Source organism: uncultured Muribaculum sp. (assembly GCF_910583865.1).
GTDB lineage: Bacteria > Bacteroidota > Bacteroidia > Bacteroidales > Muribaculaceae > Muribaculum.
This window is the reverse complement of the sequence record NZ_CAJTYX010000029.1, coordinates 1-13,401: the sequence shown is the minus strand read 5'-3', so window position 1 is coordinate 13,401 and position 13,401 is coordinate 1. Positions and strand designations below refer to the sequence as shown.

General features: G+C 55.4%; 10 protein-coding genes. All 10 read right to left on the bottom strand.

What is annotated here, in order from left to right; translation table 11 throughout:
* Positions 1-24: 24 nt before the first annotated feature.
* On the bottom strand, positions 25-1,401 hold the full coding sequence (gene murC, locus QZ303_RS07535; protein ID WP_295731280.1) for a Mur ligase family protein: 1,377 nt from the start codon (positions 1,399-1,401) through the stop codon (positions 25-27).
* Positions 1,398-2,498: an undecaprenyldiphospho-muramoylpentapeptide beta-N-acetylglucosaminyltransferase gene (murG, locus tag QZ303_RS07530; protein WP_295731278.1), complete on the bottom strand. Its 1,101-nt coding sequence runs from the start codon at positions 2,496-2,498 to the stop codon at positions 1,398-1,400. Before murG ends, murC begins: the two co-directional genes overlap by 4 nt.
* 30 nt (positions 2,499-2,528) lie before the next feature.
* Positions 2,529-3,890: an FtsW/RodA/SpoVE family cell cycle protein gene (locus QZ303_RS07525; protein WP_295731276.1), complete on the bottom strand. Its 1,362-nt coding sequence runs from the start codon at positions 3,888-3,890 to the stop codon at positions 2,529-2,531.
* A 70-nt stretch (positions 3,891-3,960) separates the two neighbouring features.
* Positions 3,961-5,334, bottom strand: a complete 1,374-nt coding sequence (gene murD / locus QZ303_RS07520; RefSeq protein ID WP_295731274.1) for a UDP-N-acetylmuramoyl-L-alanine--D-glutamate ligase — start codon at positions 5,332-5,334, stop codon at positions 3,961-3,963.
* A gap of 32 nt (positions 5,335-5,366) precedes the next feature.
* Complete coding sequence (gene mraY, locus QZ303_RS07515; RefSeq protein WP_295731272.1) at positions 5,367-6,626, bottom strand: phospho-N-acetylmuramoyl-pentapeptide-transferase; 1,260 nt, start codon at positions 6,624-6,626, stop codon at positions 5,367-5,369.
* Positions 6,627-6,703: 77 nt separating this feature from the next.
* A complete protein-coding gene (locus QZ303_RS07510) occupies positions 6,704-8,152 on the bottom strand; it encodes a UDP-N-acetylmuramoyl-L-alanyl-D-glutamate--2,6-diaminopimelate ligase (RefSeq protein WP_295731270.1) in 1,449 nt (482 codons plus the stop codon).
* Between the two features lie 31 nt (positions 8,153-8,183).
* Complete coding sequence (locus QZ303_RS07505) at positions 8,184-10,265, bottom strand: penicillin-binding protein (protein ID WP_295731268.1); 2,082 nt, start codon at positions 10,263-10,265, stop codon at positions 8,184-8,186.
* Positions 10,266-10,357: 92 nt separating this feature from the next.
* On the bottom strand, positions 10,358-10,702 hold the full coding sequence (locus QZ303_RS07500; protein ID WP_295731266.1) for an FtsL-like putative cell division protein: 345 nt from the start codon (positions 10,700-10,702) through the stop codon (positions 10,358-10,360).
* A gap of 28 nt (positions 10,703-10,730) precedes the next feature.
* Positions 10,731-11,639 carry a 16S rRNA (cytosine(1402)-N(4))-methyltransferase RsmH gene (rsmH, locus tag QZ303_RS07495; protein ID WP_295731264.1) on the bottom strand — a complete coding sequence of 303 codons (909 nt, stop codon included), beginning with the start codon at positions 11,637-11,639 and terminating at the stop codon, positions 10,731-10,733.
* Between the two features lie 208 nt (positions 11,640-11,847).
* Positions 11,848-13,269, bottom strand: a complete 1,422-nt coding sequence (locus tag QZ303_RS07490; protein ID WP_295731262.1) for a CotH kinase family protein — start codon at positions 13,267-13,269, stop codon at positions 11,848-11,850.
* Positions 13,270-13,401 lie beyond the last annotated feature (132 nt).

The window sequence follows — 13,401 nt, the reverse complement described above, 5'->3', positions numbered from 1 at the left end:
AAATATGACGTAACCGACTGCCAGTCAGCGGCAAGCACCGACGGCATCTACGATGGCCGGAAGGCTGGCGCATATGTCGCCGGCCCCTGCGGTCAATAATATCTCAAAGTTACGACTTTTTATTGTTTCTGTCAAATTCTCTTTGGAAATCATCACTTTGTCCGCGACAGTGATGCGGTCGAATATGATTTTCGACGTCACTCCCTCTATCGGCTCCTCGCGTGCCGGATATATGTCAAGCAGAATCACCGAATCGGCCAGTGAAAGTGCCTCGGCAAACTGCGGGGCGAAGTCGCGAGTGCGCGAATAGAGGTGCGGCTGGAATGCCACGGTGAGCCTGCGACCCGGATACAGGTTCTTTACGGAAAGAATCGAGGCGCGCAACTCGTCGGGATGATGGGCATAATCGTCGATTATGGCCTTGCCGGGTTCTCTGAGCCAGAACTCGAAGCGGCGTTTTGCCCCCAGGAACGTGGACATGGCCCGGCGTATATCGTCATCGGAAATCTCTTCACCGGTTAGCAGACATGCGGCTATGGCGGCAACGGCGTTTTCCACGTTGATATCGACCGGCACTCCGAGATCTATCCCTTTGATCACACGGTCAGGAGCAACGAGGTCAAAGGTCAGGTGGCCTTCTGAACGAAATATGTTGGCGGCGTGGAAGTCACCTCCGCTGCGCGAGTAGGTGTATGTGGCAACATCATCGCCGGGGCGAGGCTTCAGCTTTAGTCCGGTGTGTACCAACAGTTTTCCTCCGGGCTTGATAAGTTCGGTGAACCTCGCGAAGCTTTCAAGGTATGCCTCTTCTGTGCCATATATGTCAAGATGGTCGGGATCGGTAGCGGTGACCACGGCCACGTATGGCGACAGTTGATGGAACGAACGGTCGAACTCGTCCGCCTCGATTACGGAATATGGTGACGTGGCACTGAGCATGAGATTGCTGCCATAGCCGCGCAGCACCCCTCCGAGAAAGGCGTTAGAGCCTATGCCACATGTGTGCAGCAGATGCGCGGCCATAGAAGAGGTGGTAGTCTTTCCATGAGTGCCGGAGAAGCACAATCCCTTGCTGTCACGGGTGATGGCGCCGAGCATGACAGCACGCTTCACTACCTCGTAGCCTCTGTCGCGGAAGTAGATGAGCTGCGGGTGCGTGGCCGGGAGCGCCGGGGTGTAGACCACTGTCACCTCATCGGGACATTCACGGAAGTCGTCAGGAATGGCCTCCGCTGCACTGTCGAAGGTGATTTCGACACCCTCCTTGCGCAAGGCGTCGGTAAGGTCGGAAGGCGTGCGGTCGTATCCTGCCACTCGGTATCCCTTTGAAAGGAAGTAACGTTCAAGGGCGGCCATCCCTATCCCTCCCGCTCCGGCGAAATATATCTTTCTCTTGTTCATTTCCTTTTCTGTGTAATTTCGGTTATGCGGTCAACGATCTTTTCGTCGGCATCGCGCAGAGCCATCTTCGCGGCATTGCGTCCGAGACGTTCGCGGGAGATACGGTTGGCAAGCAGAGAGGTCAGGGCCTCCGGCAGGTCATTGCGCGCATCGGCATCAAGAATCATCACGGCAGCATCACGCGAGGCCAGAGCCTCGGCGTTCTTCCGCTGATGATCCTCTGCCACGTTGGGCGACGGAATCAATATCGCACTCTTCCCGAGCACCTGCAGCTCCGATATTGTGCCTGCTCCCGCACGCGACACCACGAGGTCGGCGGCACGGTAGGCGAGATCCATGCGCGATATAAAAGGCACGGCCTTCACCGTGTCGGGATAAGTGGCGGCTATGGCTGCGCACTCATCGGCATAGTATTTGCCGGTCTGCCACAGGATGAACGCGCCCGACTCTTTCGCCGCATCCAGCGAAGCAGCTATCGACTCGTTGATGGTACGCGCCCCGAGCGAACCTCCTACCACAAGCACTACCGGCCTGTCGGCGGGAATCTCCAGCATGCGGCATGCCTCCTCCTTGCTTATCGAGGAGGCATCGGTGATGGCGGAGCGCACGGGATTGCCCGTAAGCGTAATCTTGTCGGCGGGGAAGAAACGTTCCATGTCGGGATATGCCGTGCAGATAGCGCACGCCTTGGCGGCGAGGAGCTTGTTGGTGACGCCTGCATAGGAGTTCTGCTCCTGTATCAACGTGGGTATGCCATGCTTCTGCGCCTCCTCCAACATAGGGCCGCTGGCATATCCGCCCACGCCGACGGCTATGTCGGGACGGAAATCGCGTAGCACCTTTTTCGCCAGACGCATCGAACGCCACAAGCGCAGCAGCACACGGAAATTACGCCACGGACGCTTGCGGTCGAAACCGCTCACCGGGAGTCCTATGATCTTGTAGCCTGCGGCCGGAACGCGTTCCATTTCCATACGTCCCTCCGCTCCTACGAAAAGTATGTCGGTGTCGGGCAACCGTCGGCGCAACGCGTTGGCTATCGACAGCGCCGGGAATATGTGGCCACCCGTGCCACCTCCGCTTATAAGTACTTTCATTCTGGTCTGTATTGTTTCTACCGGATCGGTCTATTTCAATTCTACCGGGTTGTCGGCACGCAACTCCTCGGGGAGGGCGTTAAGTTCCTCCTTGATCTGCTGAGTGGTTCCTTTCTGTACCGCAGTTCGGCTCACGCTGAGCATCATACCGAAAGCGATTGAGGTTATGAGTATCGACGTGCCACCCTTGGATATCAGCGGCAGGGGCTGTCCCGATACAGGGAATGTTCCCGTGGTGATGGCCATGTGGAACAGAGCCTGGAGCACGATCATCACCGCGAGTCCCATGAGCAGTATCACCGGGAAGGCGCGGTGGCATCGCTGAGCTATCATGCCCGCACGTGCCAGCAGTATGAGGTAAAGCACAAGCAGCGCGGTACCGCCTATGAAGCCTACGTCCTCGAGGATGATAGCGTAGATATAGTCTGAGAATGCGAGCGGCAGGCGTGCGGTCTCGCGTGAATTCCCCGGGAACACTCCTATAAGTCCGCCATTGGCCTGGGCTATATAGGAGAGCATCTCCTGACGGTTTTCGGCGGTTATCTCCATCTCGTATTTAGGTATGGAGTCACCGAAGAAGCGGTCGAGGCGCTTCTTCCATGTGCCCTGGCGTGCTCCCGCCACGCTTTCCGTGCCGCCGGTGTTTACCACGGCCTCCGTCAGTTCGGCGCTCTTCTCGTCGGACGATGACCCGAGAAGCTTATAGACACCCACACAGCCCATCAGCAGGGCAAATACGCCGGCAAGCATGAGCACTTTCTTCCACTCGGTGCCACCTATCAGTATCATCGCTCCGGCAATGCCCGTGAGCAATATCGTGTTGGTCAGCCCCTGCGGCAGCAGCAATCCGCAGAATATGGCTATCACTATTCCAGAAATCACTACGGCCCGGGTCTCCACCCCTATGCTCTTGGCTTTCTGCGACGTGCCCATTATCTTCGCGATCGCGAGCACAGCCGACAGCTTTATGAACTCCGCGCCTTGAAGTGCCAGAGGACCTAAGGTAACGCTGCGGCGTGCGCCATTGATCACGTCGCCGAAGAAGGTGATATATACCATAAGCAGCACAGAGAAGCCGACGAACACGTAGGCGAGTGCATAGAACCACTTGTAGTGCATCCTTTCGAGTGTCCATACTATGCCGAAGCCGGCGAGCAACATGCTGAGATGGCGCACGATAGGACCGTAGACGCCGGCCGAAGCCACCTCTCGCGAGGATGCGCTGTAAAGCTCGATTATCGATACGAGGCAGAGGGCGATATACACGCCCCATATGTATTTGTCGCCATGACGGCGAAACGTGGCCGCCGGTGCGGAAGGGATGGCCTTGGTGGCCGCTGCGGCGATGTTGCCGAACGGCGACGCTGATGTAGGATTACTGTCGAGTGTCATTGATGGAGAGCCATATGTGGAGTTGAGGCGTGTGGGTTACTGTTCTATGATTCCGGAGGAGGATATAACGTCACTTTTCCAGAGCCTTTACGGCGTCCTTGAAGCGGCATCCGCGGTCCTCGTAGCTTTTGAAGAGGTCGAAACTTGCGCAACACGGCGACAGTAGCACCGTATCGCCGGGAGCGGCGAGGTCGACACATGCATCGACCGCATCCTGCAAGGAATGGGTATCGCGGATTTCCGGCACTTTGCCTTCGAAGAATTCGAGTATCTTCTCGTTGTGCAGCCCCATGGCGACGATGGCCTTCACCTTTGCGCGCACGAGCGGTTCGATCTCGCTGTAGTCGTTCCCCTTGTCCTTGCCGCCGAGTATGAGCACCACTTTCTTCCCTTCCGGCATGCTTTCAAGCGCATACCAGCAGGAGTTGACGTTGGTGGCCTTGGAGTCGTTGATGTAGCGCACTCCGGCGATGTCGGCCACGAATTCAAGGCGATGCTCCACACCCTCGAAGTCCTCAAGGGCGCGGCGTATGTCCTCTTTGCGTATGTTGAGCAGACACGCCGACAGACCGGCGGCCATGGAATTGTAAAGATTGTGCAGACCGTGAAGCGAAAGCTCCTTGCGCGGCATGGAGAGGGAAGTAGCCGGAGTGTTGATGATGAGATTGTCTATGGCATCGACATATGCGTCGACACCCTCCTCGAAACGGTCGCTAAAAGGGTATTGCGCGGCCTCGATTGTAATCTGACGGAGCTGCGCCTGTATGACGGGATCGTCCTGCCAGAATATGAACGCGTCCTGCGGGGTCTGGTTGCGGATGATGCGGAACTTGGCGTTGATGTAGTTCTGCATCTTGTAGTCGTAGCGGTCGAGATGGTCGGGGGTGATGTTGAGCATGACGGCGATATTTGCCTTGAAGTCGTACATGTTCTCGAGCTGGAACGAGCTCAGCTCGATGACATACACGTCGTGGTGCTCACGCGCTACCTGCAGGGCGAGGCTGCGGCCAACATTGCCGGCGAGACCAACATTAATGCCTGCCTCACGAAGGATATGATAGGTGAGCAACGTTGTCGTGGTCTTTCCGTTGGAGCCGGTGATACACACCATCTTGGCATCTGTATAGCGTCCGGCGAACTCTATCTCTGAAATCACGGGAATGCCTTTCCCGGCTATCTTTACCATGATGGGCGCCGTAGGTGGTATGCCCGGGCTCTTCACTACCTCATCGGCATTGAGGATCAGGCTTTCGGTGTGGCCACCCTGCTCGAAAGGTATCTGTTCGGCCTGTAGGGTATCTGTATATTTTGCAGGAATCGTGCCGGAGTCGGAAAGGAACACGTCCATCCCTTTCTCCTTGCCGAGAATGGCGGCTCCAACGCCGCTCTCACCTCCGCCGAGCACTACCAGGCGCTTGCGGGGACTCATTGATTCGCTTGTCATTATATTGGAACTGATTCGTTATGTTTATCGGGTTATCGTATCTTGAGGGTCACGAAGGTGATCACGGCGAGCATTATGCCTACAATCCAGAACCGTGTGACAATCTTTGATTCGGGTATGGCCTGCAAAGGTTGCTGTACGAGCGCCGACACCACCCCTCCCGGTTTCTGGAAGTGATGGTGCAGGGGGGTCATCTTGAATATGCGCCTACCTTCGCCGTAACGCTTCTTGGTAATCTTGAAATAGGCGACCTGAAGTATGACCGAAAGGTCCTCCACGAAGAATATTGCGCACAACACCGGAAGAAGAAGCTCCTTTCGTATGAGTATGGCGAACACAGCTATTATGCCACCGAGCGTAAGGCTGCCGGTATCTCCCATGAACACCTGCGCGGGGTAGGCGTTGTACCACAGGAATCCAACCAGCGCGCCTATGAAAGCGGCCATGTAGACCACCAGCTCCTCTGAGCCGGGGATATACATTATATTAAGATAGGAGGAATAGATTATATTGCCTCCGAGATAGGCCATTATGGCGAGCGCAGTGCCTATGATGGCCGATGTGCCGGTGGCAAGTCCGTCAAGCCCGTCGGTGAGATTCGCTCCATTGGATGTCGCAGTCACCACGAATATCACCACAAGGACAAACAGAATCCAGCCGCCCGCGACAGCGCCGCGTCCCATCCAAGACGTGAGCCATGAGTAGTCGAAGTTGTTGTTCTTGACGAAAGGTATGGTGGTCTGGGGTGTCTTTACATCCTCCTGCACGTACTCCACCACCATGTCGCTGTTACCCGAGGTCTGCACCTCGACATTCTCGCGCATCACTATGTCGGGGCTGAACACCATGGTGAGGCCCACCATCAGCCCGAGCCCTACCTGTCCTACAATCTTGAACTTCCCTTTAAGGCCGTCCTTGTCGTGGCGGTGCACCTTTATGTAGTCATCAAGGCCGCCGAGCACGCCGAGCCAGAGGGTGGCGATGAGCATGAGGCCCATGTAGACGTTGCCGAGATTCCCTATAAGCAGGCATGGGACAAGGATGGAGACGATGATGATGACACCACCCATCGTGGGCGTGCCGGTCTTTTTCATCTGCCCCTCAAGACCGAGGTCGCGGATTATCTCTCCCACCTGCATCATCTGTAGACGGTCGATTATACGACGGCCAAACACTACGGCTATGAACAGCGAGAGTACCAGAGCGGCACCGCTACGGAAAGTTATGTAGTCCATCAGGCGTGCGCCCGGCACACCGTATTCTTCAAGCCATTGAAAAAGATAGTATATCACTTTGCGAATGGAGGAGAGGGCTTTAAATCATTTTTTAGATTGGAATCAACCGGCGGTATGCCGGGAAACCCGTCGGATCAGAGGAATTCCTTCACTACCTCGCGGTCGTCGAAATGGTGTTTCACGCCCTTGATTTCCTGGTAATCCTCATGCCCTTTGCCGGCCACGAGTATGACGTCGCCCGGCTGTGCGAGAGCCGCAGCGGTCTTGATGGCCTCCCGGCGGTCGGTGATGCTGATCGACTTTTTGCGTCCCTCGATGTCGAGACCCTCCTCCATGTCGCGGATGATGTCGGCGGGTTCTTCGTCGCGCGGATTATCTGAGGTAAGGATGAGCCGGTCGCTGCGCAGTGATGCCTCGCGGGCCATGATGGGACGCTTGCCCTTGTCGCGGTTGCCGCCGGCCCCGACCACGGTGATGATGGAGCCTCGATTGCCGACAACCTCGCGTATGGCCTGGAGCACGTTGACCACGGCATCAGGCGTGTGGGCGTAGTCGACGATAGCGGTGAATCCTTTCGGGGAATGGAATGCCTGAAAGCGTCCGGCCACAGGCACAAGCCGGCTCATGCCGACGAGTACCTGCTCTACGGGCCATCCGATGAGCACCGATGCAGCATAGACAGCAGTGAGGTTGTAGGCGTTGAAACGCCCTGTGAAAAGCACTTCCACCTCACGTCCGTTGAACGACATTGTGGTGCCGTCGAGGCGGCTTTCAATCACGCGGCCGGTGAAATCGGCCTGTGTACGCAGCGAGTAGGTGTATTTCTTTGCGAGAGTGTTCTGTAGCATCACCAGACCTACCTTGTCGTCGGCATTGGTGAGTGCGAACGCGCTCGAAGGCAGGTCGTCGAAGAATGATTTCTTTGCCTGGAGATAAGCCTCGACGGTCTTGTGGTAGTCGAGGTGGTCGCGAGTGAGATTGGAGAATATGGCTCCGGCGAAATGGAGTCCGGCGATGCGGTGCTGGTGGGCGGCGTGGGAGCTGACCTCCATGGAGGCATAGCGGCATCCGGCATCGACCATGCGGCGAAGAAGCGAGTTGATGGTGAGCGGATCGGGAGTGGTCTGGTTGGTAGGCACGGCCTCGTCATCAATGTAGTTGCACACCGTCGAAAGTAGTCCTGCCTTATAGCCCATCAAGCGTGCCATCTCATAAATCAAAGTGGCTGTGGTAGTCTTTCCGTTTGTGCCGGTGACACCGACGAGCGTGAGCTGTCGCGATGGATTGTCGTACCATTCCGAAGCGAGATGCCCGAGCGCCACCGCAGAGTTGGCTACCCGTATATATGTGATCGAAGTCTCGAGGAATTCCGGCAGCTCCTCACACACTATTGCCGCTACTCCACTGTACTGCAGCAAGGGGATGAATGTATGGCCATCGACCTGCGTGCCGCGCACAGCCACAAAAAGTGAGCCGGTGGAGACACGACGGGAGTCACTTACTACATCAGTGATCTGTTTGTCATCCGAACCGATAATTTCTATCACCGGAATAGCGGAAAGGAGTCGGGAAAGGGCTTTCATAGATGAAAGTTTATTTGATGAATTTATATAATCATTGTGCGAGGGTGAGATGCACGCGTGTGCCGTAGACAGGACGGTGTCCGGGTGGCGGCGTCTGGGCCGTGACATAGCCGGTGCCGGTGAATGTAACCTCAGCGCCGGCCTTTTCAAGACGGTTGAGAGCGTCGCGCAGGGAATAGCCGACTACGGATGGTACGCCGTCGTGGGCGGGAGATGCCGCATAATGCTTGACCCTCGGTATGGCGAACGACTCGCGCAACAGTTCGATATGGTCACGTGTGGTGGCGAAGAGAGTTGGTGTGCCCGGGTCGGCCAAAGCGTCGCTATGGAAGTCGGAGCTGTTGTCGAGCATGCCGCGCGAGTACATCTTCAAGGCCACGTTCTTGAGCACAGTGCCCGAAGTGGAGGCCGCTCCGAAGAAGTTTTGCCGAGGATGGCATGTGAGCACTATACATGAATATTGCGGCTTCTCGGCGGGGAAGAACCCGCAGAATGCCAGTCGCTTCTTGGAAGTGTTGTAGCCGCCGCCCTCGATCATGTAGCATGTGCCGGTCTTTCCGGCAATGCGCACCTTGTCGTTGCGTAGCATCTTGCCGGTACCATGGTCGCCCCACACCACCTGGGTGAGCATCATGCGCATCTGTTCGGCAGTCTTGGAAGAACATGCCCGTCCGTTGCCCATGTGGGCCACGGGAAGGACGGAATCGACGCCGTCGTTCCCGATGAGTTCCTGCACCAGGCGCGGCCGCACATACACTCCGCCGTTGGCTATGGCGTTGTAGATGGAGAGGGTGTAGAGCGGAGGTATCTCGGTGGAGTAGCCGTAGCACATGCGCGACAGGGCTATTCGTCCGCCACGGTTGCTCGCCACGCTGTCGATGCGCGGCGGGCGCTCGCCGGCGATGCCGGTGTTCATCGGGTCGAGGAAGCCGAGCCGCTTGAGGCGCGTGTAGAATGCGCCGGGATTGTCACCGTAGCGCGAGGTGATGATCTTGGCCATGCCTATATTTGACGAGCGCTCTATGACTTCACGCACCGGCATTGCGTCGCAGGCGTGGCTGTCGGTGATGGGACGTCCGCCGGCATACGCGAACGCGCGCCCTGTGGGTATCACCTGGTCGACGTTGGTGACGATGCCATCCTCAAGCGCGATCATCATGGAGAGGGTCTTTACCACCGAACCCGGTTCGTAGCCGAGCACGGCACGGTTCATGCCTTCGATATATTCCGTGCCTGCACGGTTCTTCTCGAGGTTGGAGATGGCCTTGATGTTGCCGGTAGCAACCTCCATGAGCACGGCCACACCCCAGTCGGCATCGCAGGCCGTAAGCACGTCGTTGAGCGTGTTCTCGACGATGTCCTGCATATTGATGTCGATGGTGGTCTTGATACTGTAGCCGTTGACAGGGGGAACGTCGGTCCAGTTGACGATATCCTTTGTTAGTGGTACCTTCTTGGCCACGCCCGGCACGCCGTAGAGCAGCGAGTCCAATGCACGTTCAAGTCCAGAAATGCCGTGGGTCTCACCGGTCACGGAGTCGATGCCGACACCACCGATAGAGCGGCGGGCCATGGCCCCGTAGGGATTGACACGGCGCATGACAGGCTCTCGGGTCAACCCGTTCTTGTTGCGGTTGGGAATGTTGAAGAACGGGAACGTGCGCAGCAACTGATACTGCGTGTCTGAGATATTGCCGAGGAGCTTGTAGGCGCGCGGGCGATGCTTCTTATCTTTTTCCATCGGCTTCATGAGCCGCTTTTTCCAACCGGCCTTGTCGCGAATCGGGAAATATTTGGCAAGGCTGTCGGCAAGGCTGTCGACGGCCACAAGATAACGGCCTTCGAGGAATCGTTCGCTGCGATAGTCGATGCGTATATTGTAGAAGCACAGGTTGGTGGCAAGGATACTGCCGTTGTTGGCAAGTATATTACCTCGGTCGGGAGGTATGGACACGACGCGTGACAGTTCCTGCATGGCTTTCTCGTTCCACTTCGGAGCTGAGAGCACCGTGTTGTCGAGCGAATGGTACACGACAGCACCTGCGAACAGGAATATCAGGCCGATAATCACGGCGTAGCGTAAAAGTATGTGCGAGCGGTTTTCTTTCTTCATCGTCGGGTGCGGTCCATGCCGGAGAGTTTCATGAATGCGGCTTTTGGGGAGATTTTCCGGAGATAGGCGTCGGGGTCAGTGAGCGATGGCTTTCAGCGTGGGGCGAGACGGTATGGAGGCTTGTCCTGGACACGCAGGTTGAGATGCATCGTATCGACAAGCTCCTGCATCGAGGATTCGCGTATGCGGCTCATGTACTCGCTATGCTCCCGTATGCGTTCGGTCTGCACCACTTCAAGCTCATGCTCCAGCCGTCGAATCTCTTCCATACGTGTGAGACACTGGTAGCGGTTGGTGATATAGACCATTATCATGCCTACGCACAACAGCACGTAGACCCAGTGCTTCACGAAGTAGTCGATCGGGAGCAGCCGGCCATGTATGATGCGGAGTAATATGTTGTCGCCATTGCGTTTTGTATTTGTTTTTTTTGCCATTGCTATGATTTGGAGAGGCAAGCGTAGGTTAAATCTTCTCGGCGAGGCGGAGCTTTGCGCTTCGCGACCGGGGGTTGCGTTCGACCTCGGCCTCGTCGGGGACGACAGGCTTCGAGGTGAGAAGCTTCAGTGGGGAGAGATTGCGTCCGTAGAAATCCTGCTCAAGACATCCTTCGAGATTGCCCGTGCGCATGAAGTTCTTCACCAGACGGTCCTCAAGGGAATGATAGGTAATCACCGCAAGGCGGCCGCCAGGCTTGAGCACCTCGATCGACTGGCGCAGGAATGCCTGCAACGCCTCCATCTCGCCGTTGACCTCTATGCGCAGCGCCTGGAACACCTGTGCGAGTTCTTTCTTCTCGCGCCGTTTGTCGATGAACGGTGCGGCGACGGCGCTCAGGCGCTCAACAGTGTCGACAGGCTTGGTGTCGCGCTCGTTGACTATGGCGCGTGCGAGCCGACGCCCATGGCGCAGCTCACCGTAGAGAGTGAATATGCGCGCCAACTCCTCCTCGGAGAGGTTGGCAAGGAGCCACACGGCAGTGTGGTCGGCACGACGGTTCATGCGCATGTCGAGAGGCCCGTCGAAGCGGAACGAAAAACCGCGCTCCGGATCATCGAAGTGGTGGAACGACACGCCGAGGTCGGCGAGTATGCCGTCGACTTGCGGCGCACCGTAGAATCGCAGGAAATTGCGCAGGAAACGGAAGTTGCCGTAGACGAAAGTGAACCGAGGATCATCGATGGCGTTTGCCATCGCGTCGGCATCTTGGTCGAAGCTGAGAAGCCGTCCTTCCGGGCCTAAATTCCCAATGATGGCACGCGAATGTCCACCCCCGCCGAAAGTCACATCGACGTAGGTGCCATCAGGCTTTATGTCAAGCCCTTGGATGGTGGCATCAAGCAGTGCGGGAATATGGTAAGGCCTATCGTCCATCCCTCATGAATTCTATGCCGTAAAGTTACTAATAATCCACACAATTCCCCAAAAATTTGCATCCCCAAATTCCAAAATTTTATCAACACCCCGAAGCACATGTCTGCTATCATTGTTGATGCTGACATTCAAGCAACTTTAGACCCAATACGCCAGAGTCCCGTATTTGCAAATGCAAACACAGAACCCTGTCAAGTATGGTATAAGGTCAATTTCGTATATGTACTTTCCGGACACTTGTGCCTTGTATAAGTACATAGATACCGGAAGCGGAGGGCCGAGTATAGAGGCGCACACCTTGTAAAGTATACCATTCCTCGGCAGTCTCGGAATCAAATACGGTTTCGACATCCTCGATGCCTGAGAAGTCGGGATCCTGTATCATCTTATCGAACCATTCGGCATAGCGAGGGAGGATGGTTTTCAGCCGATTGTAGGTGCTGTGGATGCCATGGGATATATAGGAGGGCCAAATGAGATTGTTTGTTTCGTAGGCAGCCTTAGTCAGATTGTAGAAGTCATCCATAAAAGAATACACGTTGTTGAACCTTCCTGCATAGAATTCTTTCCATACACGACGTACTTCCTCCTGGAATACTGGAAATTTGATGAGTTCCTTTATCCAAGTGAAGTTAACACGGTCGACACCGGTTAATGAGACGCGCTCTTCCCAAATATGTCCGAAGCGCTCTTCGGGAACGAAAGTCCACTCGGAGTCCCATATAGGACCGAATATCCATTTGTCGCCGCTACCTTTATGGAGGTATGTACTCCCTACGAATGCATCGTAGTTACCGCTGAGTTCCTGCACAATATAATATTTCGCAAGAGACTCTATGTCAATCATATCTGTCCATGCGGCATTGTTTTTATCCAGGCTTAGAATCAGACGTGTCAGTTCCGTAAACTGGTCTTTGGCCCATGTCTCCTGCTGCTGGGATATTACTTCTGGGGTCTTGAGCGTGAAACGACTTACGAAAGCATCGGGATTCTCCTCGATAGTCTGGGGAACAAGTATCTGAGGAGTGTCATCGGAATTATCAATTTCAACGAGCCATCCATAGGGGATGGTGGATTCATCGGTGTTGCTTTCCGGCTGTTCATCGATCTCCACACGTCCGGGGTCGATACGCACGCTCTCGGAAAATGCATATACGCCTATGTTTGTGCCGTTCAGCACTACTTCGACAGGATGTGATCTCGGCACCCATCCCAATCCAATCAAGCGGGCGAGTTCATATGCCGTCTCTCCCGCAAAATAAGCCTGTGTCGGGGCGTGGGCGAGCAGTGCGAAATGCTTGCTTTTTGGGAAACCGAACGGTGTGTTCTTTTTCGCAAGTTTGATTTTATAAGGTTTCTTGCCATAACCGGTCCAAGAGGAATTGCCACGGCCGCGGATTTCGGTGACGATGGGTGATTCTTCAGAGCCGAATGCTTCGATTCCCTCTATTCCCATAGGATCAATCCAGATGTTGGCATTTATATAATCTTCTTTGCTTACAATAGGTGCACCGTTTTCAGTATTGACATAGCACACCGGAAGCGTGCCTGAGAGAGGAATGTCGGGAACTGGCGTTGGCAATTCCTCTTCCTGGGCGAGCAGAATAGGGGATTGCAGCATAAATGCCATAAATATGGGCAACCATAACAAAATCTTTTTCATACGTGCAAGGATGATAAGTTGATAATTGACAAAGATAAGGTTTTAATTTATTACTGTCCGCTAAACTTTAGAGGGCGATTGAAAAATAGGACCGATTCC